The organism is Chlorogloeopsis fritschii PCC 6912, assembly GCF_000317285.1.
GTDB classification, from domain to species: Bacteria; Cyanobacteriota; Cyanobacteriia; order Cyanobacteriales; family Nostocaceae; genus Chlorogloeopsis; species Chlorogloeopsis fritschii.
The window spans coordinates 13,150-36,481 of record NZ_AJLN01000101.1; the positions used below are offsets into that span (position 1 = coordinate 13,150).

The 23,332-nt window shown below is 43.1% G+C and carries 16 protein-coding genes; 7 read left to right on the forward strand and 9 right to left on the reverse strand.

Translation table 11 applies throughout. From position 1 onward, the window contains the following. Positions 1–91: 91 nt before the first annotated feature. Complete coding sequence (locus UYC_RS0121000; RefSeq protein WP_016875342.1) at positions 92–1,252, reverse strand: DUF58 domain-containing protein; 1,161 nt, start codon at positions 1,250–1,252, stop codon at positions 92–94. Positions 1,253–1,546: 294 nt separating this feature from the next. Between UYC_RS0121000 and UYC_RS0121005 the strand changes: the two genes are divergently transcribed. Beyond that, positions 1,547–2,779 carry a type IV pilus twitching motility protein PilT gene (locus UYC_RS0121005; RefSeq protein ID WP_016875341.1) on the forward strand — a complete coding sequence of 411 codons (1,233 nt, stop codon included), beginning with the start codon at positions 1,547–1,549 and terminating at the stop codon, positions 2,777–2,779. Positions 2,780–3,044: 265 nt separating this feature from the next. On the opposite strand, the gene UYC_RS0121010 is transcribed toward UYC_RS0121005, so the two are convergent. From UYC_RS0121010 to UYC_RS0121035, 6 genes are all read right to left on the reverse strand, one after another. Continuing rightward, positions 3,045–3,956 (reverse strand): DUF1338 domain-containing protein, encoded by a 912-nt coding sequence (locus UYC_RS0121010; protein ID WP_016875340.1) that lies wholly within the window; start codon positions 3,954–3,956, stop codon positions 3,045–3,047. 106 nt (positions 3,957–4,062) lie between these two features. After that, positions 4,063–5,826, reverse strand: coding sequence for a choice-of-anchor I family protein (locus tag UYC_RS0121015; RefSeq protein WP_016875339.1), 1,764 nt, complete (start codon positions 5,824–5,826; stop codon positions 4,063–4,065). Between the two features lie 476 nt (positions 5,827–6,302). Then, complete coding sequence (locus UYC_RS0121020; protein WP_016875338.1) at positions 6,303–7,607, reverse strand: acetyl ornithine aminotransferase family protein; 1,305 nt, start codon at positions 7,605–7,607, stop codon at positions 6,303–6,305. A gap of 481 nt (positions 7,608–8,088) precedes the next feature. Then, positions 8,089–9,585, reverse strand: a complete 1,497-nt coding sequence (locus UYC_RS0121025) for an aldehyde dehydrogenase family protein (RefSeq protein ID WP_016875337.1) — start codon at positions 9,583–9,585, stop codon at positions 8,089–8,091. 146 nt (positions 9,586–9,731) lie between these two features. After that, positions 9,732–11,615 carry a cyclase family protein gene (locus tag UYC_RS0121030; protein WP_016875336.1) on the reverse strand — a complete coding sequence of 628 codons (1,884 nt, stop codon included), beginning with the start codon at positions 11,613–11,615 and terminating at the stop codon, positions 9,732–9,734. Positions 11,616–12,120: 505 nt separating this feature from the next. Beyond that, positions 12,121–15,354, reverse strand: a complete 3,234-nt coding sequence (locus UYC_RS0121035; RefSeq protein WP_016879648.1) for a PAS domain S-box protein — start codon at positions 15,352–15,354, stop codon at positions 12,121–12,123. Between the two features lie 369 nt (positions 15,355–15,723). Between UYC_RS0121035 and trpD the strand changes: the two genes are divergently transcribed. Next, on the forward strand, positions 15,724–16,806 hold the full coding sequence (gene trpD, locus UYC_RS0121040; RefSeq protein ID WP_016875334.1) for an anthranilate phosphoribosyltransferase: 1,083 nt from the start codon (positions 15,724–15,726) through the stop codon (positions 16,804–16,806). Here trpD and UYC_RS0121045 read toward each other — a convergent pair. After that, a complete protein-coding gene (locus UYC_RS0121045; RefSeq protein WP_026087500.1) occupies positions 16,736–17,818 on the reverse strand; it encodes a retropepsin-like aspartic protease family protein in 1,083 nt (360 codons plus the stop codon). The genes trpD and UYC_RS0121045 overlap by 71 nt on opposite strands. 448 nt (positions 17,819–18,266) lie before the next feature. Between UYC_RS0121045 and carA the strand changes: the two genes are divergently transcribed. From carA to UYC_RS0121070, 5 genes are all read left to right on the forward strand, one after another. Then, positions 18,267–19,433, forward strand: coding sequence for a glutamine-hydrolyzing carbamoyl-phosphate synthase small subunit (carA, locus tag UYC_RS0121050; protein WP_016875332.1), 1,167 nt, complete (start codon positions 18,267–18,269; stop codon positions 19,431–19,433). Positions 19,434–19,562: 129 nt separating this feature from the next. Beyond that, positions 19,563–19,958 carry an STAS domain-containing protein gene (locus UYC_RS0121055; protein ID WP_026087499.1) on the forward strand — a complete coding sequence of 132 codons (396 nt, stop codon included), beginning with the start codon at positions 19,563–19,565 and terminating at the stop codon, positions 19,956–19,958. Between the two features lie 424 nt (positions 19,959–20,382). After that, entirely contained in the window at positions 20,383–20,862 is a 480-nt protein-coding gene (locus tag UYC_RS0121060; RefSeq protein ID WP_016875330.1) for a Mini-ribonuclease 3, read from the forward strand. A gap of 80 nt (positions 20,863–20,942) precedes the next feature. After that, positions 20,943–21,995, forward strand: coding sequence for a 23S rRNA (guanosine(2251)-2'-O)-methyltransferase RlmB (gene rlmB, locus UYC_RS0121065; protein WP_016875329.1), 1,053 nt, complete (start codon positions 20,943–20,945; stop codon positions 21,993–21,995). Between the two features lie 69 nt (positions 21,996–22,064). Next, positions 22,065–22,367: a DUF1816 domain-containing protein gene (locus UYC_RS0121070; RefSeq protein WP_016875328.1), complete on the forward strand. Its 303-nt coding sequence runs from the start codon at positions 22,065–22,067 to the stop codon at positions 22,365–22,367. A gap of 66 nt (positions 22,368–22,433) precedes the next feature. Here the strand turns inward: UYC_RS0121070 and UYC_RS0121075 are convergent, their stop codons facing one another. After that, positions 22,434–23,303, reverse strand: coding sequence for an alpha/beta fold hydrolase (locus UYC_RS0121075; RefSeq protein ID WP_016875327.1), 870 nt, complete (start codon positions 23,301–23,303; stop codon positions 22,434–22,436). Positions 23,304–23,332: the final 29 nt, after the last annotated feature.

Here is a 23,332-nt window from a genome sequence, read left to right on the forward strand (position 1 = left end):
AGCGTACTGGGATCAAAACAAAGCAGGCATTGCATCTAGATAGTTGCGATCGCCTAGCATTGAAATTATGAATTCATTGAATTTGCATAGACTATAAACCCAACGGTTTTTGCAGTTGGAGTTGTAGTGGTTGATCTGCTTGCAGCACAATCCCAGGATTATCTCTGTTCACTACTACTTTTTCGGGTGTGGCTGTCAAATTTTGCCACAATACCCAACGACTACCCCTAGAAAGCGAAGAGAGGGTTAAGGGATTTTGAGTGAGCCAAATGATGGGGTTACTTTTAGGACATTCATTTATGGCGTCTTCATCTGCATTGGTTTTTGCTAGGGTTTCCAAAACCACGCGATGGCCTTTAATTGAACCTGTAGATGCTGTCCACAGTTGTACTTGCATTTGCTGTCGCTGTGCATAAAAATACAGTGAAGCTGCGGCAATTACTGCTTGCTCAAAATTGTCTTCTTCCCAGCTGGCAGCGCTGTCAAGGGCGATTATCGTGTCTTGCCCGGCAGTCATCATTTCTAACTCTCGCAATCGTAATTCTCCGTAGCGGGCGCTGGTACGCCAGTGAATCAGACGCATAGGATCGCCAATGCGATATGGACGTAGCGATCGCACGAGTCCTTCGTTTGCTGTCTGCAATGGTTTACCGCAGGGATCGCCTTTGAGACTGTCTTCTTGCCCAATTTCATCGATGAGGGGACAGTTTGTGAGGGGTAGCACTGTAGGATACACAATTGCAGTGGCAGCACAATCACGCTGGCGGCGACACCAAAACAATCCCAAGGGCGCACCACTCCCCAAATCGACTGTATGCCAGCGATAAACTCCCCGGCGCACAGTGGGTTGATAGTAGATCCAACGGTAGCTTTTTTGGGCAGGAATTGTTTCTATTGCTTGCTGTTGTGGTTTCCCTAAAACGAAAGGGAGCACATCTGTAACTTGGATTAAGCTCACAGGCTGCTTTTTGGAATTAATGATTTCTAATTCAACCGTCAAACTGTCTCCGGCTGTGATTGGCTCAATCGGATGCCGTTTGACAACTAAACCCACGAGCGATCGCGGTGGTAAAACAGCTGCTACACCCAACAAAGCAAAACTGACACCACTAATAACGTAAAGCCAACCAGCCATTGTATTGATGCCAGCTCCAAAAAAACAAATAGCAATTCCCACTAATATCCAACCACCATATGCAGGGGTGCTAGCACAAATCTCTAACCAGGTAGTAATACGTTTAATAATTTTCATAGTTTATACACAATTAAGCAGACGATGGTGAGTTGAAAATAATACTTGTATCCAAAAATCGAAACAATCAATAATAGCTAAATATTTACTTTTAAGACTAACTCAATTACGCTTAAAACTCATACAAATAAAGGTTTTTCTGAAGATTTTATGAAGTCAATCTCAAAAATGAGTAGATTAACGGAGAAGATTTAGAATCTAAGTAACTACACGGTTTAAATTGTTATTTTTAAACTTAATGCAAACCGTTAGTGAAAAATTTATATGTGATTTATATTGCCAGAGGGAACAGAAATGGAAGACCAGATCGTGTCCCAAGTAGGGACTTCTAAACTTTCGGATCTGCCACTACCACCACCACCAAATCACTTTCTTTTAGGAAAAATAGGACAAACTCCCGTAAAATTTCCTTCCATTCAGCAGATGGTACGCGATGCCCATGCCCGTAAAACCTCTGATATTCATATTCGCGTTGGTGAAGTACCCCGATTTCGGATTGGGGGGCAGATGGTGACATATCAGGCAGGAGAAATAGTTACGCCGCAAATTTTTGAAGCCTACTTGTCAGAGATTCTTACCCCCTTGCAGCGTCAGCATTTTACAGAAACTAAAGAACTGGATACGGCTATTTTTTATCCTGGATTTTTGCGCTGTCGTGTCAATTGTTTTGAAAGCTTAAGCGGTGGTGCGATGGTATTACGGCTAATTACCCTTGAGGTGCCTTCAATTGACAATTTAAGCTTGCCGCCAGTTCTCAAACATATTGTTAGTAATAAGCAAGGATTAATTTTAGTGACGGGGCCGACAGGAGCTGGTAAATCTACCACTCTAGCGGCGATGATTCACTATCTCAATGAAACAACCCAAAAACACATTATCACAATTGAAGATCCAATCGAATACGTTCACACCTCCCAACAATGCTTAATTAGTCAACGGGAAGTGGGATTGCATACCCATGAATTTCACCAAGCTTTGCGATCGCTATTGCGGGAAGATCCAGACGTAATTTTGATTGGGGAAATGCGCGATCGCGTGACTGTAGATACAGCTCTAAAAGCAGCACAAACTGGCCACTTGGTTTTAGGTACTCTTCATACTAAGAGTGCTATTGGTGCGATTAATCGCCTGCTTAACATTTACAATCCCGAAGAACAAGCAACAATGCGCGTTCAAATCCTGGAATCATTGGTTGCAGTCATTGCTCAAATGTTGCTGCCAACAACAGATAGTCGGCGGGCTGCAGCGATGGAAGTATTAATCAATACACCTGCTATGCAAGATTTCTTGTTGAAGGGCGAGGAAACTGAAGCTTTCCAGCTGATGGAAGATAGCACTCATGAGGGAATGCAGGTAATGAACCAAGCCCTTTGTCAGCTCATGTTATCTGGTCAAATTAGTATTGAAGATGCTATCAATGCCTCACCGGATGTAGGTGACTTACGGCGTCGCTCCCGCAATGAAGGTTTCGATCCATCTCATTCTACCCGGCGTAATTGGGGTTATTCTGACTTTTTTCCGCGATAACCCGTTGCGCTCATTCTATGTTTATAGGACTTACGTACAATCCCTCCAAAAACCTCTTGACTCCGTGTTCTCTGTGTCCTCTGCGGTTTAATATTTCATAACTCGTGTGTAAGTTCTAGTTTAAATAAATCGACCACAGATGGACACAGATGAACACTGATAAAATCTGTGTCTATCTGTGGTTGTAATTAACCTAGATCCTGATTTTTGCAAGAAGTTTATGTAGAGACGCGACACGAGGAAACGAGCGACATTCAACCAAACCTTACCTGTTGACACGAGTCATTTCAAACAACTGCTGGGCATTTTTTCCCAAAAAACCATCAAACAGCATTGGCTTACCAGGCTCTACTTCCACCATATAACGCTGGGCGATTTCGTAATAAGCGTAAGTCCAGGGAATTTGAATTTCTGTGTCCGTAATATCATCTAAGACTGTCACGTATTCAGTCACTGCTTGCGTTGCCGTTTGCCGCAAACCACAAGCAACATCACCCTCTATTTCGGCTTTCATCGGTACGCCTAAATTAGCTAAACCACGAGCTGTAGTATCGATATCTGGATATTCTGGAGTGTTTTGCCGATTAACATAGCCTGTAAAGTGATTGACTGCATAACCGTGCAGCAGCACCCAAGCACCGTACTGAGTGACTTTGTTAACTTCTTCTACAACAGAGCGATGGGGAGGTTGCCAATGATAGGTAAAAACTTTTTGCAGTTCCTTGGCAAGGCGATCGCGATCGTGACTGTATGTATCAAATATGGCTGAAAAGCTAAATAGATTTACACCTGATACTGTTTTCTGAATGAGTTGTGCAGTCTTTTCTGGCAGTTCATCTACAATCAACTCGCTGATGAACAACTTGGGCAAATCAAATTCTTCTTGTTGAGGATGGCGATAATGACGAGCGTAAAGATGGCTGTCTGGAAAAGTATACTCCCCTGCGGCTTCGTAACCTAAAGCTTCGGCAAGTTGAGCCAGATAGTCTATTCCCAGGTTCACCTTACCATGTGAACTATCCACCGTTAAGCGTAAAGACCGAAAGGCGATATGGTCATTGGCGACAGTTCCACCAGCATTAGTTATCATCTTTGCGTAGGTTCGAGCATAACTTACCCTGGTGCTATATTCTTGCCAAAGCAATTCCCAAAGGTGATGGGCAAGTAGACGCTTCATAGGGACATCCTAATTCATGTATCAACACTAGCGCAGAATTTCTGTTTCATAGGAATTTCAATCACAAATTCTGCACTGAGGAAGGGCAAGATGCCCCACTCCAAATCTAGCGTTGCCGTTTGAATTTCCAGATGCCCATGGAACCAAAGGCTATGATGCCAAAAATCAATCCAGGCTGGTTAAAGGATCTTCTCCCTCTGGGAATATCAATGGAAAATAGAGTTGTTGTTCCGCTTACCTCATTAGCCACAACCAGTAATGGCTGGCGATTAGGGCTATCTGTAGCGGGGATGAACAGCAAACCTTCTGCACCTAGATCTCCCACAGCTGGGTTAGTTTGATCGCCGAAGTTTGTTGGCACATTGAAGTTACGATTGTTGAAGTAGTTGACAAAAACGGGTTTGTGGGGATCAGAAACATCATAAATCATTACACCACTGATACGTTCCAATCCGATAAATGCATAGAAGCGACCATTAATTCTAGCAATCTTCACATCTTCTGGTTCTGGCCCTTTGTCATCACTGCGGGTATCGAAACTGTTCTCCACGTGGTTAGAGTTAAAGAAGTTAGGGAATCTTTGGGCTGTGATGCGTTCAAATTCACTGCCGCTGTCGTAAACTCGGCTAAGTTTGTTGTTAGCTTCATCCCATTCCCAAATCGAGAAGGAGCGAGATCCGAACGAATATATCTGCTCAAATCGCCCATCCCCATTCACATCACCTAGAGTGTTAGTAACAGTCAACCGACCCAAATTTTCTGGACGCTTGAGTTCGGTAGCATTGGGAAAAACATTGGAGTCTAGCTGATATCTATTATTACCAGATCGCACCTCTTCACTAAAAGCATCGTAATCACGAGCATCACCTTCGTTAGCGGTGACAATGTAGGTTTTACCTCTAACTTTATAGGATGTAATACCATCGGGTTGGTACATACCCAAGATAGGCCAGTTAGCAATGTTAATGACGCTATCGCGATCGCTAACATCGAGGGCATTTTCTCCTAAACTATGATCTTGAAAGCCCAAGGGGATAATGTCGGTAAATTCATTATTAATTAAATCGAGAACTGCGATCGCGTTGTTCTCTTGCAAGACTACCCAGGCTTTATTACCATCATCAGCAACAGTGATATACTCTGGCTCTAAATCTTGTGCTACCGTGGCATTCGGCCCAAAAATTCGCACTCCAGCAGCACGTAGTTTATCAATCTGACTATTGAATTTAGTAAAGCTAACATTTACTACACTAGGATTGAAACGCCGTGCAATGTCGGCATTATGATTAAGAATTTGTCCCTGCACTACAGCAGCAGGTTTTTTACCAGGACTCGAACCTAACAAATTGATAATACTAACCGAACCTTCAGGATCAACGTCATAGTTTTGATTTGGTTCGCCTTCATTTGCCACTAATACACGGGTGCCATCCGGTGTAAAAGTGAGCATATCTGGTATTGCTCCCACAGTCACAGATTGGATAAATTCTCCATTAGCATCAAAAAATACCACCTTGCCTGGATCTTGTGGATTATCCGCATCGATTGCTGCTGCCAGTATGCCGTTATTAAAGGCGACACTATTAACACTACTACCAAAGCGAGAAATATCAATTGCTGATACCAAAGAAGGATTAGTAGGTTCTTTGATGCTAATGACATCAATGCTATTACTGGCACCATTGACTACAAATAAACGTTGAGTCTTTGGATCGTAGGTAGGAATTTCCGCAGCCCCTGCATCGAATAAACCCGTGCTATAAGTACCAATAGGTTTGAGCAAAACTGCATTTACTGGAGTTGCCAATGCCACCAACAAAGCAGCAGATAGAGCAACTAAACCGATAAGCTTTTTGATGTTAATGGTCATGATTTTCGGAAATAATTGAGCGTTGAGCCGAGAGATACCAATTAGATTTAGGTACGATTTATCCCTGATCCCAAAATGAGAGCATGAAAAAACAACCCACTCAGCACTTTGGGGAATTTATTACCTGGAATTACATCGATTAGCGATTACAGTTACTTTTGAAAAATATCGGTCAAAGATTAAGAAAAAATTTGATTTAGGTTAACTAAAGGTAAAAAACCGTATTTTTACTTATTATTTATAGAAAAGGTACATAAAACTTGAATTTATTCAGTGTTTGCTATCATCGGGCAAAATATCTTTTAGTGAAGATTTTAAGTATATTGCCCGAACCCGGATTGAGTTGCGATCGCTGTCCATACGATTTAGATCAGCCTACGAGTTATAGGCTGCGTAGGCTGGTTTTGTCCGTGTAGCCCATCCTTAAGGGTGTCGGCTTGCTCCAACTTTAGGATGACTAGTCAAGTTATAAATTCTCACTCTAAACTACTTAATATCTCCTTGAAAATACTTAGAGCTATCTGAATTTGGTCACTATCGATAACCAAAGGAGGGCAGAAGCGGATCGCAGCCTTGCCGCAACCTAACAACAATAAACCGTGTAAAAAAGCTGCTTGGATAATGCGATCGCGCAATTTGGGATCGAAATTTCCTTCCTTATCTAGTAAATCTACTGCTACCATCAAACCTTTACCGCGTGGCAGCGAAATTCTGGGAAACGACTCATGCAACTGAGTCAAGCCAGCTTGCAAGAGTTCTCCCATGTGGGAGGCATTTGCCATCAAGCCTGTTTCTAGAAGTTGTAGGGTAGTAAGAGCAGCAGCACAGGCAACGGGATTACCACCGAAGGTAGTAGCATGGGAACCTGGAGGCCAAGTCATAATTTCTGAGCGAGAAAGAATTGCCCCTAAAGGTAATCCACTGGCAATACCCTTGGCTGTAGTAATAATATCAGGCATCACACCCCAATGCTCAATCGCAAATAAGCGTCCGGTGCGTCCCATTCCCGATTGCACTTCATCAACTACCATGAGAATGCCATAGCGATCGCATATTTGGCGAATGCGTTGTAAAAATCCATCCTCTGGCACAATGTAGCCGCCTTCACCTTGAATTGGTTCAACAACAATCGCCGCCACTTCATGGGGTGGTAACATTGCCGGAAATAGATATTTTTCTAGATAATCTAAGCTAGCGTGAGTACCGTAGGGAATATGCGTTACACCTGGAACAAGAGGGCCAAATCCTGCTCTCTGTACTGCTTTAGAACCAGTTAAAGACATTGCCCCATAGGTGCGTCCGTGGAATCCTCCTAAAAAGGCAACAATCAGAGAACGTCCGGTGTAGTATCTTGCTAGTTTAATTGCACCTTCATTAGATTCCGCACCGGAATTGGTAAAAAATACTCTCGCATTATCGGGGAAAGGAGCGCGATTAGCTAAATTTTCTGCCAATTCCACCATCGGCTCGTAGTAAAAATCAGTACCCGACATATGCAACAGCTTCACAGATTGCTCTTGAATAGCTTGCACAACTTCCGGGTGAGCGTGCCCTGTGGCAGTGACGGCAATTCCCGCAGTCATATCTAAAAAGACGTTGCCATCCACATCTTCTACCATACAACCTTCACCGCGAGCCACAACCAAAGGGTAGTCACGGGTATAGGAAGGAGAAGTTACAGCGCGATCGCGTTCCACAATATCCCTTGCACGGGGGCCAGGTAAAGAAGTTACCAAACGAGGCGATCGTGGTAAATTTTTATTTAGAGAGATACTTAACATTGTTTTTTAGAATTTTGAAATAATTGCTACTCAAAATTAACGCTGATTTCCAAGCGCTTGCAGTAGTATTTGATTCTATTTTGACTCGTGATTATAGTAATGGGTAGCTTGCAAAAGAACTTATGCACGAGTTATGGAATAATAAACCACAGAGGGCGCAGGGGAGAACACTGCGTTGCGGAGAGAAGTCTGTAGACGCGGAGCGGTGAGCCAGTCCGGTGGACGGGTTCCCCGGCATAAAGGAACTGGCGAACCCGGAGGGCTTCCCGCAAGGGTGCGGCGGCTTCCGCCGTTAGCGCAAGCTCCTCCGAAGGAGGCTCAGAACTTCGGAGGGTTCCCTCCGTTGTAGCAAGTGTCCGTGACACGGAGGAAAGAGGTTTTGAGAGAAATTTTGCGTAAGTCCTAAATATAAAACTTAAAATGCGCTCTGTAAGATCCCCGACTTTTTAGAAAAGTCGGGGATCTGTGTTGTTTTGTCTAACTATTCCCGATTGTCAATTTGAGCACGTTGTAGGTTGCCGGAAAAGTCTACGTATACTGTTTTCCATTCCGTAAAAATATCTAAAGCGGTGGTGCCTGCTTCGCGATGTCCGTTGCCAGTATGCTTCACCCCGCCAAAGGGTAAATGTACTTCTGCTCCAATAGTAGGGCCATTTATATAAGTAATTCCGGCTTCAATATCGCGCATGGCAGCAAAAGCACGGTTGATATCGCGGGTGTAAATTGAAGAAGAAAGACCATAGTTTGAATCATTCAAGATATTTATAGCTTCCTCAAAATTACTAATCTCTATCAAAGCTACCACTGGGCCAAATATTTCTTCACGGGCAACTCGCATCTGGGGTGTGACATTGTCGAGAATAGTCGGCTCAAAGAAGTAACCGTGTTGTAATTCTCCCTCGCGAGCAATTTCTCCACCAATTAATACTGTTGCTCCTTCCTCACGAGCAATATCTAGATATTTATTTACCCGTTGCAGTTGCCTTTCATTAATTATCGGCCCAACTTCGGTATTAGGATCGCTGCCAGCGCCCAAGCGAATCTTACTGGCACGTTCTTTGAGCATGGTGGTAAATTTTTCCTTGACATCCCGGTGCAGAATCAAGCGACTTGTAGCGGTGCATCGTTGCCCGGCAGTACCGAATGCTCCCCAAACTGCACCATCAAGGGCAAGTTGCAAGTCTGCGTCTTCCATGACTATTTGGGCATTTTTTCCACCCATTTCCAAACACACACGCTTGTGAGTGCGCCCGCAGGTAGCGCCAACTTCCGCACCAGTTTCAGAGGAACCTGTAAACGATACCAAATCCACATTGGGATGTTCAACTAAAGCTTTTCCTACTTCTTCACCTACTCCATGCACCAAGTTAACAACTCCCGGTGGCAAACCTGCTTCTGCAAAAATTTCGATCAGTTTAGTGGCACAAGCAGAAGTATCTTCCGCTGGTTTGAGAATGACGGTGTTGCCGCACACTAAAGCTGGCATCGCTTTCCAACATGGGATCGCGATCGGGAAATTCCAAGGAGTGATCAGGGCGCAAACACCGATGGGCATCCGTACCGTCATGGCGAATTTATTGGGCATTTCCGAGGGTACAGTTTGCCCAAACAACCGCCGCCCCTCACCCGCACTATAAAAAGCGCAATCAATACCTTCTTGCACATCTCCCCGCGCTTCCACGAGGGGCTTACCCATTTCCCGACTAATTAATTGTGCTAGTTCTTCTTTATATTTGCTTAGTAATTCCCCAACTCTAAAAACGTATTCTGCTCTAGCTGGGGCGGGGACAAGTCGCCAACTACGATAAGCTTGGCGGGCAGCGCTGACTGCTGCATCTACATCAGTTGCTGTTGAACGTGGGAAAGTAGCAACAACTTCATGCTTGTTAGCAGGATTGCGGCTTTCTAGGGTAGCTGCCGATGCAGCACCTTCCCATTCACCGTTAATGTAATTATTGCAAATGAGCGGAGTAGTCATAATATTCAGCACTCCGACTGATAGGCTGGAACTTTTGTACTAAATTGTAGCAATTGTGGCTGGTTTTCTAGGTTACCGTCAACTTAAACAATGTCTAGGTTTGCTCTCCAAAAACCTACAGCCTAAATTAGCAAATTTAATTGTGACTAGCTTAAGGCTATTACCCCAACGGGAGAACCAGAACCATCTCGTAACCTTAAAATCCCAATTACGAGGGTAGCTCCTTTCGGTGGTAGTTGATCCAAATTAGTGAGGTTTTCTAGGACAATACGCGGTTTCTCCAATACCAAACTATTGATGGCAAAAGTGGTATCTTGCCCAGGATCTACGCCGTGAGTATCAATTCCAACTCCAGCTATTTGACGTTCATTGAGTAGAAACTGAATTACATCCTTACCAAAACCAGGAAAATGCATATTTCCTTGAGCATCTTGGTTCATAAAGGCAGTGCGATCGCTCCATTTTTCTTGCCAACCTGTATATAGTAAGACAACGCTATCAGGTGGAATTTCCCCGTGTTGCTTCTCCCAAGCCAAAATATCTGCGATCGCCAGCGTATAATCTGGATTGACTGTTACTTGTTGTTTAATATTAATTACCACCGCAGGTACAACAAGGGATTTGGCAGGGTATCGATCAATGCCTAAACCAAACTTGTGAAAACTTTTAGGAGCGTTGATATGGGTAGCACTATGTTCCCCTAAGGAAAAACGCCGAAGGTAATAACCATCTTTTTCTAATTCTGCTACAGTCTCAAACTCTACATTCGGATCGCCCTGCCACTGAGGTATATCAGAGTCAATGACGTGGCTGAGGTGAATGATTTGTGAGTAAGTAATACTTTTGTACGCAGCCAGAAAATTCCCCGCCTCCTCTCCATTCCCCTTGTCTCCTTGTCTCCTTGTCCCCACCTCCTCTTCCTCTCCCCACCTACGCGTTAACCTCTCCAATGTCGCTTCCATTACAGCACTAGTTTGTCCTGTAACAGTAAACACCAACGCCTCACGATATACTCGTTGTGCTGGGTGATGTAAATAATTAGCAGCACCACTGGAAACAGTAACAGCTGCATGAGCTATGCGTGTTGCCAAATCAATTGCCCAAGCTCGCAGTTGTAATTTTTTTTCTAGTTCTAAACCAGGATGTTGTTGTGCTTGATGAATAGCGTTGCGACAGTCACTTAGTTCTTGCTGAAGAGATACAAAAGACTTAGCGATCGCGGGTAAGGATTTAGTCTGTGCGGTAGACTCGATAATATCCAGAGCTGCGAGAGCGCAACCTGTAGCTAGAAAGGTAGCGCGGAGAACATTGTTTTTGTCATTTTCGTGAATCCAACCGACTGTTTTAATATCAATGACAAGTTCTTGAGGCAAGAAGTAGCGAGTTAAGGTGGCAGTGACAGTATTAGTTGATGTCATTGCCGCTAGTTGGGCTGGGGAAGTAAATGTTATTCTACCTCCCGATTTTTGTTCGGTTTCGTGAAAAGGTACAACTCCAAAAACAGCACAACCATCAGGTAATGTGGCTGCGACAATAAAATCTTGAAATATACCCCATCCAGTTACCCAAGGTACTATTCCGTCTAGTTGATATCCTCCTGGTACTGGTACCGCCATAGTTAGCGGTTCACCTTCACGTCGCAGTTGAGAAAAGCCAACCCCTACTAAAACTTCACCATTCCCCATCCGAGGTAAATATGTTTCCCGAACAGGGGAATTACTGCTGGCAACAAGCATACTAGCAGCGCTTTGATGTTGAGTTTGCAGGAAAGCTAATGCACCAGAATACCGCGCTATCAGTTCTTGAAATTCACCAAAAGTTGCTTCGCTAACTTCTTTTCCACCCCAATGACGTGGAACGCGCAATGCTAGTAAACCCAATTCTCCTAGACCGCGCAACGCACCCATTAAAATATTTGGGTTAGTGTCGATCTCGTTGGCTTGAACTGCAACTTGGTTGAGCAAGTATGGCTTGGCAGTATCTATAACAGAGCAGCTTTTCTTTGGAAACACTCTTGCATCACAATCCATAGGCGCTAGTTAGCTTAACAAAGTTAAGTATGAAGTATAAAGGCTTCTTACTTCATCTCACCCAGGGAAGCGTCTATAGGAATCTGTACACTTTCATCTTTAGATAAAGAATCCCTCCAAAACTTGCAAAAAATAGGTTTTGGAGGGTTCAAATGTTGCAGCAAAAAGTGAATTATTAATAGATTAACAGCTAATTAGATAATTTTTGACTAAGATTTGGTTAAATTTACTTAAGTTTGTCCGAGATTTTGTTCTTTTATCCAAAAGAATAAAAAATAATTAATACCTGGATTTCTGTATAAATGACCAAGTTAATGTTTTCTAATCGATGTTATCAGAGATTGCAATTTTGTTGCAAAATCTAAAGGAAAGTACGAAATTTTCATATTTTGTCGTAGTCTTAAGAAAGAATACATCAAAAGTATATCTATCATTACAATAGATGACATTTACCACAGTTTTGTAATGATATTTTGCAGTAATTCTGTATAGTTCAGTCTAATAATTAGGATTGAGGCTGTCGTTGGGGAATAGCGATCGCAAACTCTGCTCCTTTACCTGGTGCTGAAATACACCGAAGTTGACCTTGATGTTTTTCAACGATAATTTTGTAACTAATTGATAGTCCCATCCCCGTACCTTTACCTACGGGTTTTGTAGTGAAGAAGGGATCGAATAACTTTTGTCGTACTTCTTCTTTCATTCCAGGGCCATTATCAGCTATGTTGATCAAGACAAGATTTCCTTGAAGTTCAGTGCGAATGCGAATTTGTGGAGGCGGGGATTGGGGATTGGGTACTGGTGATTGGGTATCGGGAAAAGTTCTTCCTAGTCCCCAGTCTCTAGTCTCTAATCCCTCTTCTAAAGCATCGATCGCATTAGCTAATAAATTCATAAATACCTGATTGAGTTGCCCAACGTAGCACTCTACAGGTGGGAGATTACCATATTCTTTAATTACCTGAATTTCTGGATGTTCTGGTCTAGCTTTGAGACGATTTTGTAGTAGCAATAAAGTATTATTAATTCCTTCGTGAATATCAACCTCTTTCATATCGGCTTCATCCAAACGAGAGAAGTTGCGTAAAGACAGAACAATTTGGCGAATGCGATCGGTGCCAATTTTCATCGAAGTAAGAATTTTGGGCAAATCTTGACTGAGAAACTCTAAATCGATCGCCTCAATTTCCTCTTGAATTTCTGCTGCTGGATTGGGATAGCGCTGCTGGTAAAGTTCCACTAGATGCAGTAAATCTTGTGTATATTCACTTGCGTGATTGATATTTCCGTGGATAAAGTTAACTGGGTTGTTAATTTCGTGAGCAATACCAGCAACCAGCTGTCCTAAACTCGACATTTTTTCAGTTTGAATCAGTTGCGTTTGGGTTGCTTGCAGTTCACTTAAAGTCTCTTCTAGCTGCTGCGCTTTCTCTTGAGCAGTTTGAGCGGCGATATTACTTTGTTTATAAAGTTCCGCTTGATCGATAGCTATAGCAACTTGATCCGCAACCGCCAATAGCAACTCTACCTCACTATCCATCCAATGTCGGGAGCCACTAAAGTGATTGCAAGATAAAGCACCTATCTCACCAGATTGAGTATGAATTGGCAGTACTAGTATGGCTGTTAATCCCAAACTGAGGAAAACCTGTTGCGATTTGGGATCGGGTGTATTTTGAACGTCATCTAGCCTGATGATTTCTTTATAGAAAATCTTGTGAGCGATCGGCCCTATTTCTTCAGTATTTGATCGTAAACCCAGTAAACTTGGTACAGCAGGGTTCCTGGCTTCTTGAACAGTCTCCCAGTGGGGAGGTTGTGCTTCAGAACGATACCAAGTGAAAACGCATAAATCGACTAGCAATAAGTTGCGTATTTCTGTGACAACGGTTTCCAGAATAGTATTAATATCCAACGAAGCACGAATTTGGCTGGCAAGACAGTTGAGTAGTGATTCTTTGGAGGCTAGTTCTCTAAACTTTCTCTCCGATTGTCGCAGCGCAAATTCCATACGCTGGCGCTGTAGTTCTGCTGTTGCTCGTGCAGCAAAGATTTTTAAAATTGCTTGAGCATATTCTTGTTGTAATATCGGTTTTGTATCAAATACACACAAGTGACCAATGACATTGCCAGATGTATCTGAAATCGGCATTCCTAAGTAACTTTCTAGCTTCATAGCCACTACATCTTGGCTTTGAGGAAACAGTTGCTGTAAATTATGGGCAAAGCAACGTACTCCGTCTTCGTAAACAAGTTCGCAAGGAGTATTGGCTAACTCATACTCAAAGTTTTCTCCTAGTTTATCTATTTCCCAGAACGCTAAAGATACTACCTTGTCTGGATTTTGATCTAATTTTTCGGCAACTAAGGCATAGCCGACTCCCAAAGCATTGGCTAAATGACGTACTAAAGCAGGGAAAAATTCTTCGCCCGTGACTGAGGCTGTTCCCGCCACGAGAGCTTGTAGGGATTCTTCGCTGCGTTTGCGATCGCTAATGTCACGAGTGATGGCAATTAAACCAATAATATTACCTTGGGTATCACGCCAAGGATTTTTAGTTGTCAGGTAAGTGTAATTTATTCCATTTTGGGGTACTAATTCCTCGAACGTTTCGGCAACTCCTGTAGCGATTACTCTCAAATCTATTTCCCTGATTCGAGCCACTGTTTCTGCTTCAAAAAACTCATTATCATCTTTGCCAATAATTTCCTCAATCGATTTTTGGAAAAAGCGGGCTAAAGCGGAATTAGCCATCACATAGTGCCCCTGAATATCCTTAACAAGGATGATATCGGCAGCGTTGTTAATCACCGAATTTAAAAGGTTATAGCTTGCTTGTAGCGACTCTTCTGCCTGTTTGCGCTCCGAAATATCACGGGCTATGGCATAGATTAGTTGTTGTTCAGACAATGTTTTCGATGTCCACAACAGCCATTTATAGGAACCATCTTTGCAGCGGTAACGATTTTCAAAAGAAACGTTTTCAATACCTTGAGCAAGTTTTTGAGCTTCGGCAAGAGTTATTTCCCGATCGTCTGGATGGACAAAATCAATAAATGGTGAGCCTTTTAGCTCTACCTCTGTCCATCCCAAGGTTTGTTCCCAAGCCGGATTGAGTAGTTTGAAGTAGCCGTCGAATCCAGCAACACAAAGCATATCCAACGACAGTTGGAAAAACTTATCTTGCAGTTGCACATTATCCTCGTTTATTTTTTTTACCCCTTGCTCTACGCAATCTTCTGTTTTAGCTAAATCACCAACAACTTCTTCCTGGTTGTGTGTCATTTCTAGCGTTCTAAGATTCCTATTCCAGACTCCCATCTGGGCTGTATCCAGTTCCAGCTCAAAACTAGTTTCATTTTCCGATGCTGTAGCGAGTTGAAATTTGACATCAGTAATATCCACAGCGTAGCCAATATAACCAATCAAGCTACCATCTGCTGTAAATTGTGGTACTACTGTATCCAAAATCCAACGGTATTCTCCATCAGCACGGCGCAGACGATATTGTCTTTGAAAATTTTGACGCTTTTCTAAGGCAGTTAAATAAAGCTCGTAAAGTTGTTGTCTATCTTCTGGATGTACTCCTTCTAGCCAACCGTTGCCTACTTCTTGCAGGTGCGATCGCCCAGTAAATTCCAGCCAAACAGAATTGAAGTAGTTACAAAGTGTGTCGCATCCTGCCATCCAAATCAACATCGAAGCGGTATCTGTCAGCATACTAAAGTAGTTCTTCATTCTCCGCTATTGCTGTTGCAGAAGATTGGCTGCAACAACTCATGATAATTAGCCTTTGTAAAAACTTGTAATTTATTTGGCTTTAAAAACACCATAGTGAAATCACGGCAATTTGCAAATTCTTTTATTTTTTCGATTTTCTACAGCTATTGCTAAATAAATTTTCAAGAAAATCGTGTTAATTATTACTTTTATCCATGTCAGTAGATACATGAGTAGGCAATAAAATTTGCAAAACATCTAGACAAAGCTTGAGCAGAAGCCTAAAACAGTGTGTAATGATTTAAGACGCAATTACACAAAGGCAGTCGCACATCGTCTTTTGCCAAGCATCCCCATACCAAAAATGGGAGTATCAATCTTAGATTTATGAATTATTCGTCAATTTCTGCCCCAGAATCCTCACTTAGCTGGTCAATCCTGTTACAACAATTACTAGATGGTCAATCCTTGTCTCGTACTCAAGCAGCAGAATTGATGCAAGGATGGCTCAATGAAGCGATCGCTCCAGAATTATCGGGGGCAATTTTAGCCGCATTGCATTGTAAAGGTGTGAGTGCCGAAGAATTGGCGGGAATGGCGGAAGTATTGCAATCTCAGTCTCTTGGAGGACAAGACGCGGGGAATTTTCTCTCCGTGTCTTCTTCAACCCCTCTCATCGATACCTGTGGCACGGGGGGAGATGGAGCCTCAACTTTTAATATTTCTACCGCAGTAGCCTTTGTTGCTGCTGCCTATGGTATACCAGTTGCTAAACATGGCAACCGTTCAGCATCGAGTCGCGTCGGTAGCGCAGATGTGTTGGAATTTTTGGGCGTAAATTTGAGTTCCTCTAGCCAGAAGGTAGAAGCAGCGCTCTCTGAGGTGGGGATCACCTTTTTGTTTGCCCCTGGTTGGCATCCTGCGCTCAAAGCAGTTGCCTCTTTGCGAAAAACTCTCAAAGTGCGCACGGTATTTAATTTACTAGGGCCTTTGGTAAATCCCTTACATCCAACTGGGCAAGTAATTGGCGTTTTCGATCCCAAATTGTTGTTAACAATTGCTCAAGCCTTACAACAACTGGGTACGCAGAAGGCAATTGTTCTACACGGGCGAGAAAAATTAGACGAAGCTGGTTTAGGTGATTTCACTGAGTTGGCTGTATTATCGGCAGGTGAGATCCAGCTAACTTCAGTAAACCCTCAAGAATTGGGCTTAACTCCTGCCCCCATAACAGCACTCAAGGGTGGCGATGTTCAGGAAAATGCGGAGATTCTCAAAGCAGTGCTTCAAGGCAAAGGAACTGTTGAGCAACAAGATGTAGTAGCTTTAAATGCTGCTTTGGCATTGCAAGTGGGTGGTGCAATACCGTTGCTGGATCATGCTCAGGGTATACAAGTAGCTAAGGATATTCTTCAAAGCGGCGCGGCTTGGGTGAAGTTGGAGCAGTTAGTTCGGTTTCTGCAGGATTGAGTTGCTGCGAGTGGGATGGGGGACGAAATTCTACAACATCACGCTTAATTGTGATTTCATAATCGCCAAAAAAGTCGTGTCCTAGCAATCCAGTTTCTAGTTCGGAACCAGCGATCGCTACTCCAACTTTTCTGACTGTTATCCCGCCTGCTTCGATTGAATCCACGTAGCCAACTGTAAATTCTACAGCTTTGGCGCTGGCAGTGTTTGCCTTTGCTCGCCCCACAGGCACAACTCCTAAGGCAGCAGCCATAGGTTGGGTGATGACAGTACCACTTGCACCTGTATCTACAATCATCTCAAATTGTTGATTGCCATTAAAGGTAACTTCAATAATTGGCGTGCCTCCAACTCGGCGTTTGATTGGGGCAACAAATACTACTGGTTCACTACGTTTAGTATGAGGAGTAACAAATATTTGTTGTTGATTATTTGTATAAGTATCTAAAGAAGTTGAAAAGGGCTGTGGTTCTTCTTCTCCTGGTGGAGGTAGTTGGGGAATATTAGGTGTGAAAGATGTTTTCGGAGCAGCAGCTACTAACTTTTGTGGTTTGACTTTAGGTGCTGGTGAAGCAACAGGAAAGGCTTGCTGTTGAGCGGATCTGAACAAGCGTTGGTATTCCAGAATTTTGCTTTGAGCCTTAGCGAAGTAGGGACTATCACGCTCAACTTGCTTCATGAGCGCGATCGCATCCTGATATTGACTGGCTACTAAATTCCAATCCTCTATTGATTGAGCAGATTGGCTAATACTGTGGGCACTGGCAGCTTTGTCTAGCCCCAATTCAAATATGCTGGCTGCCATTTCAGCAGATGTTTTGATTGGTTCTGGGCTTGCAGTTGGTGCCGATGTTGTGGTGTTAGGCTCAACTCTACTGGATGCCGTCGGTTTAGACTCTTGCTTGTAAGCCGTTACAACAGTTTGTTTGTCTTCGCGACAGGCAACAGCTAAAACAACCATTGTAGTAGAGAGAAAAATTAGCGCAGCTTGGGATAAAGAAGACTGAAGCATAATAATTTGTGATGCATTGCCCACTGGGCTTAACCAGGGGTTTACCCTGCGGTGTAGGATTAGAGGTCGAAAAGACAGCTTCGGTTGCCTTGTCCGCTAACAAAGGTTGAGCAGTATTATATGCTCAACTTTACGGTATTTAAATTTCTAAGCATTTCAAGCAGAAGACTTCCCTACACTCTTACCATTCTTACTTTCTAGCCATTCATATATCTTAAGCTTAACTTTAAGCGGGTTTTCAGTCTCTGACGCATTCTTAATATACCATGGGGACACCCATGAAAATTTTGAGTTTAATTAGGTTAAGATTGACGCGGCATAACTATGACAAAATTCAGTATTTCAAACTCTGAATTATAATTCCTTAAGTTTTGCTTTACCTATTCTGAAGTCCGTTGACAAAATAAAATTGACGAATTGCTGCTTGTCTTTACAATAAGAACTGCTTATGCCCCTGCTTGATGCAACACCTGCTCTATTTGTCCTTGCTGATGGAACCAGTTATCGCGGTTGGTCTTTTGGTGCTACGGGCACCGTGATTGGAGAAGTAGTATTTAACACTGGTATGACCGGATATCAAGAAGTGTTGACCGATCCTAGTTACTGTGGTCAAATAGTGGTTTTTACTTATCCTGAATTGGGGAACACAGGCGTTAATCAAGAGGATGAAGAATCACAACAACCCCAAGTACGAGGAGCGATCGCCCGCAATATATGCATCCGTCCAAGTAACTGGCGCTCTACACAATCTTTGCCTGACTACCTCAAACAACACCAAATTCCCGGCATTTATGGCATTGATACCCGTGGTATTACGCGTAAAATTCGCAACTTTGGTGCTATGAATGGTGGAATTTCCACAGAGATTATGGATGAAGCCGAACTGTTAGAAAGGGTACTAGCAGCTCCAAGCATGAGTGGATTAAATCTTGTCCGTGAAGTGACTACACAAAAGGTTTATGAATGGTCAGAGCCTACTGACTCTGTTTGGGAATTTAACCCTGATGCCACAGCTAATCCAGGGGAAACATTAACTGTTGTAGCTCTAGACTTTGGTATCAAGCGCAATATATTACGTCGCTTGGCAAGTTACAACTGCCGGGTGATAGTTGTTCCTGCCGATACACCAGCAGAGGAAATTCTCAAATATAATCCAGATGGTATCTTTCTTTCTAATGGCCCCGGCGATCCAGCAGCTGTGACCGAAGGAATCGAAACTACCAAAGCTCTACTGTCGGCTCAAAAACCGATGTTTGGTATTTGTATGGGACATCAGATTTTAGGTCACGCTCTGGGAGCAGAAACGTTTAAACTTAAATTTGGACACCGTGGCTTGAATCAGCCTGCCGGATTACAGCGCAGAGTGGAAATTACCAGCCAAAACCACAGTTTTGCAATTGATCCAGATTCTTTGCCCAAACAAGTTGTGGAAATTAGCCACCTGAACTTGAACGATCGCACGGTTGCCGGTGTACGCCACAAGAACTTACCTGTATTCTCAGTACAGTACCACCCAGAAGCATCTCCCGGCCCCCACGATGCCGATTATTTGTTTGAAGAGTTTGTCCAAGCAATGCGATCGGCACGTCAATCACAAGCGGCTGAAGTAAAGTAAAAATGGAGAAAGGACTAGGGACTAGGGACTAGGGACTAGGGACTAGGAATAAAGAAAGCTTAATACCCGATCCCCAATCCCCCATCCCCTGTACCCAATCTAGACAACTTCCACAAAAAACATCTATACTTGAGCGTTCACCTTAACTATGAGGAGGGAATTATTGCTGAACCACTAAATCTAACCGTGAGCCTGAGAGGTACTCGTGAAGTCCGGGATAACTGTCAGCTATTCCGCCTCACAGGTTTGTTAGACGCTTTTTCCGAGCCGACATTTCGCAAAGTACTCGGAAGTAAGGTTGACGAGGGGCCAAAGCATATTATTCTGGATCTCTCGCAAATCGACTTTGTTGATAGTTCCGGCTTGGGAGCTCTGGTGCAGCTAGCCAAGCAAGCACAGAACTCCAACGGTACTTTGCAAATTGTCACTAATGCCCGTGTCACTCAAACTGTCAAGCTTGTTCGCTTAGAGAAGTTTCTCGCGCTGCAACCATCAGTTGAAGCGGCTCTAGAAAACATCAAGTAGTCTTGATTGCTTGACCGATGAGTTGAAATTAGCTATCCAGATGTAAATATCGGATAGCTTAATTTTTATCCGCGGGAATTGAGGATCGCCTTTAGAGTTCAAAAAAAGTTGTGGAGAACAATCCCAAAAAAAGTATAAAAAATCAAAACTCTCTGTTTCACACCTCCAGAGTTCGTCCTATGCTAAGGAAAACTGCTCTTGTAGGAAAACACAAGGCAGCAGCGTCCAGAAATTTCTATTTCCTTGCCAAATGTTCTTGAAACCCGCAGTTGACAAAATGCCAATTCTTGATGAAAACGCTAAAATTAGTAAGTTCATTTTGTAGCCTGGATCATGCTTGATAGACCTGCGCTACAGTTTGCACTCAAAAGCAAATCCGCAAATAAAGCCTTCCAAATTATAGACTGCCAGGAATGATTAACTTGTGAAAGCAAAGGAGGAAAAGTTATTATACGAACCAGATGAGCCTTCCAAACCAGATTCATCTTGGTGCCAATTACTGAAGGCAAATACAGAGCATATATCTCAACAAATTCCCCAGGCACAACTGCAACAGCTTTCTCCTGCAGCTTTGGCATATTTGGGAGATGCTATTTATGAATTCTATGTTAGAATGTACTATTTGCTGCCACCTCAAAAAAGCGAAGCTTATCATCGGTTGGTAGTGGCACAAGTCAGAGCGGAAAAGCAGGCGCTACATTTGCGATCGCTCATCCCGCATTTACAACAAAATGAATTAGAAATTGTCCGACGGGGTCGAAATGCCGCCACAGGACGCCCAAAACGAGTTGATCCCGAAACTTATCAACAAGCAACAAGTTTAGAAACTTTAATTGGCTACCTATATCTCACTGATTGTCAACGTTTAACTGAACTATTACAAAAACTACATTTAGAAAAGTAGTTACAAATACCTTATTTTAGTTCGGTAAATTGAGATGATGAGTTAGGGATGCCCACCCATACGCTTAACACAAGACTTTTATGGCGCATAAAACAAAAAAAATAATTAAGACTTCTGGTGAAACGAATCGTGGGCAAACCTTGAAATTAAAGGGCAAACGAGTCGTTTCTAAAACTCTTCGCACCTTTAAAGGTAACCATGAAGAGCCGATTAAAAAGCAAACACCAGCTAAAGAGCCAATTAAAAAGCAAGCTCTAGATAGCGAACCAACCAAAAGGCAAACACAAGATAGAGAACTAACCAGAAGGCAAACACAAGATAGAGAACCAACTAGAAGGCAAACACAAGATAGCGATCTCATTTACGGACGCCATCCAGTGTTGAGTGCCTTGGAAAGTCAGCGCCGCCTCAACCGGATTTGGATTACTCCCCGCCTGCGCTATGACTCCCGTTTTCACTCCCTGATTTTACAAGCGAAGGAAAATGGCGCGATTGTGGACGAAGTTGATCCCAAGCGCCTCGATCAAATTACCGAGCAAGCCAATCACCAAGGTGTAGCAGCACAAATTGCTCCCTATGACTACATTGATTTACACGAATTGATTGAACAGGCAAAAGCCGTAACCGATCCAGTCATTGTGGCTGCTGATGGAATCACAGATCCCCATAATTTGGGGGCAATTATTCGCACAGCCGAAGCGATCGGCGCTCAAGGATTAGTGATCCCGCAACGCCGAGCAACGGGGATCACTTCTACAGTCATGAAAGTAGCAGCTGGTGCGTTAGAAAACTTTCCTGTTGCTAGAGTAGTGAATCTGCACCGCGCTCTAGAAGAATTGAAAGCCGCAGGCTTTTGGATCTACGGTACCGCTGCTAATGTGAGCGAACCAATACATACAGTTGATTTTAGTGGTGCTATCGTTTTGGTAGTTGGCTCAGAAGGTGAAGGTCTGAGTATGTTAACACAACGCTACTGCGATGTTTTGGTATCAATTCCCTTACAGGGCAAAACACCTAGCCTGAATGCATCAGTCGCAGCAGGCATGGCGTTGTATGAAATTTATCGCAAAAGATGGATAAATACACTGCATTTCGATAAACTACAGAGAACTCCCTGGAAAAAAGAAGAGTAACAGAGTATAAAGAAATGTAAAAAGAAAATTAGCAGCAAACCTTTAAAACCCTATAAATCAGCGAAAACCATGAAAAATATTTTGGATGACTTTAAGGAATTGTTGATTAACGCATTCCAAGGCTTCGGCTTGGCTTGGTGGGTAGAGGTTGTCACACAAAATCCCCGCTGCACCTACTACTTTGGCCCATTTTTAAGTTCTGCAGATGCAAAAGCTGCCATGAAAGGCTATGTAGAAGATTTGGAACAAGAAGGAGCGCAAGGAATAATTGTCAACATCAAGCGCTGTAAACCGGATAATTTGACTATTGCCGAAGACTTGGGGGAAAGAGTTGACCGTAAAGTAAGGCCTGCCTTTAGCGGTCAAATGTAAGTCACAGGCTAATTGCTAAGTTTTAATAGCTAATAACTAAAATTATACTTTCTTAGTTATTAGCTATTAGCTATGACTAATCACTTGCGGATGCGCTCTCAGCCAAAGGTCGATATCGTTTAATACTTGAGTGGGTATTTCCCAAGGGAAAAGATGGGCGGTATTGGCATAACATTGCCAATGGCAATTGTTGAGGTGTAGAGCTGTTTCTAAGCTGGAATCAGCTGTAATATGGCAGTCTCGATCGCCAAAAAGTACCAGAGTGGGGCACTGAATCTGATTGAGATCGGCGACTCGATTGTATCCTGCTTTAATTGCCGTATACAGAGCGCGAGTTGCAGCCGATGAAGTTTGTAAATAAGCTGGCACAGCATCTTTGGCTATGTAGCTGTAGGTGGTAGGAGTATGTTGTTGGATCAGGTAGCGAAACAGCGATCGCTTGCCGAAAGTCTCGATATTCCACTCCCAACTTGGTTTGATCCAATTCAAAACAGAGGCGACTCCAGTATAGATATTATCTTGCCAACTAATAGCCGGATGATTACCGCGCGGTCTAGCAGCTGTTGCTACCAAAATTAGCCCGCTAACGCGCTCTGGTAGTCGCAGTGCCAATTCTATTGCTAAAATGCCACCTAGCGACCATCCCAATATCAAGCATTTATCAACAGACAAACGGTCTAGAAGCGCCTCCAAGTCTATCAAATGGTCAGTCATATCAAAATTGCCATCAAAGTGACTTTTGCCGTAGCCACGTAAGTCAGGGGCAATAGTTTGAAAGCGCTTGGAAAGATGATTGGTAAAAACAGAAAGACTAGAACCAGAACCAGGATGTCCATGTAAGCAAAGAATGGGAAAGCCAGTACCTTGGATGTGGACATTGAGATTAACAGCAGGTGAGGTGGCATGAATTTTGCGATCTAATCTTTCCGTACTCATATTTAGTTTATTTGTTCTATATTTTCTAA

Bases quoted from the DNA above. Each gene is read 5' to 3' on its own strand.
- trpD (WP_016875334.1), top strand. From the start codon at position 15,724: ATGAATTATTCGTCAATTTCTGCCCCAGAATCCTCACTTAGCTGGTCA.
- UYC_RS0121025 (WP_016875337.1), bottom strand. From the start codon at position 9,585: ATGACTACTCCGCTCATTTGCAATAATTACATTAACGGTGAATGGGAA.
- rlmB (WP_016875329.1), top strand. From the start codon at position 20,943: ATGGCGCATAAAACAAAAAAAATAATTAAGACTTCTGGTGAAACGAAT.
- UYC_RS0121000 (WP_016875342.1), bottom strand. From the start codon at position 1,252: ATGAAAATTATTAAACGTATTACTACCTGGTTAGAGATTTGTGCTAGC.
- carA (WP_016875332.1), top strand. From the start codon at position 18,267: ATGCCCCTGCTTGATGCAACACCTGCTCTATTTGTCCTTGCTGATGGA.
- UYC_RS0121070 (WP_016875328.1), top strand. From the start codon at position 22,065: ATGAAAAATATTTTGGATGACTTTAAGGAATTGTTGATTAACGCATTC.
- UYC_RS0121010 (WP_016875340.1), bottom strand. From the start codon at position 3,956: ATGAAGCGTCTACTTGCCCATCACCTTTGGGAATTGCTTTGGCAAGAA.
- UYC_RS0121035 (WP_016879648.1), bottom strand. From the start codon at position 15,354: ATGAAGAACTACTTTAGTATGCTGACAGATACCGCTTCGATGTTGATT.
- UYC_RS0121020 (WP_016875338.1), bottom strand. From the start codon at position 7,607: ATGTTAAGTATCTCTCTAAATAAAAATTTACCACGATCGCCTCGTTTG.
- UYC_RS0121030 (WP_016875336.1), bottom strand. From the start codon at position 11,615: ATGGATTGTGATGCAAGAGTGTTTCCAAAGAAAAGCTGCTCTGTTATA.
- UYC_RS0121015 (WP_016875339.1), bottom strand. From the start codon at position 5,826: ATGACCATTAACATCAAAAAGCTTATCGGTTTAGTTGCTCTATCTGCT.
- UYC_RS0121075 (WP_016875327.1), bottom strand. From the start codon at position 23,303: ATGAGTACGGAAAGATTAGATCGCAAAATTCATGCCACCTCACCTGCT.
- UYC_RS0121045 (WP_026087500.1), bottom strand. From the start codon at position 17,818: ATGCTTCAGTCTTCTTTATCCCAAGCTGCGCTAATTTTTCTCTCTACT.
- UYC_RS0121005 (WP_016875341.1), top strand. From the start codon at position 1,547: ATGGAAGACCAGATCGTGTCCCAAGTAGGGACTTCTAAACTTTCGGAT.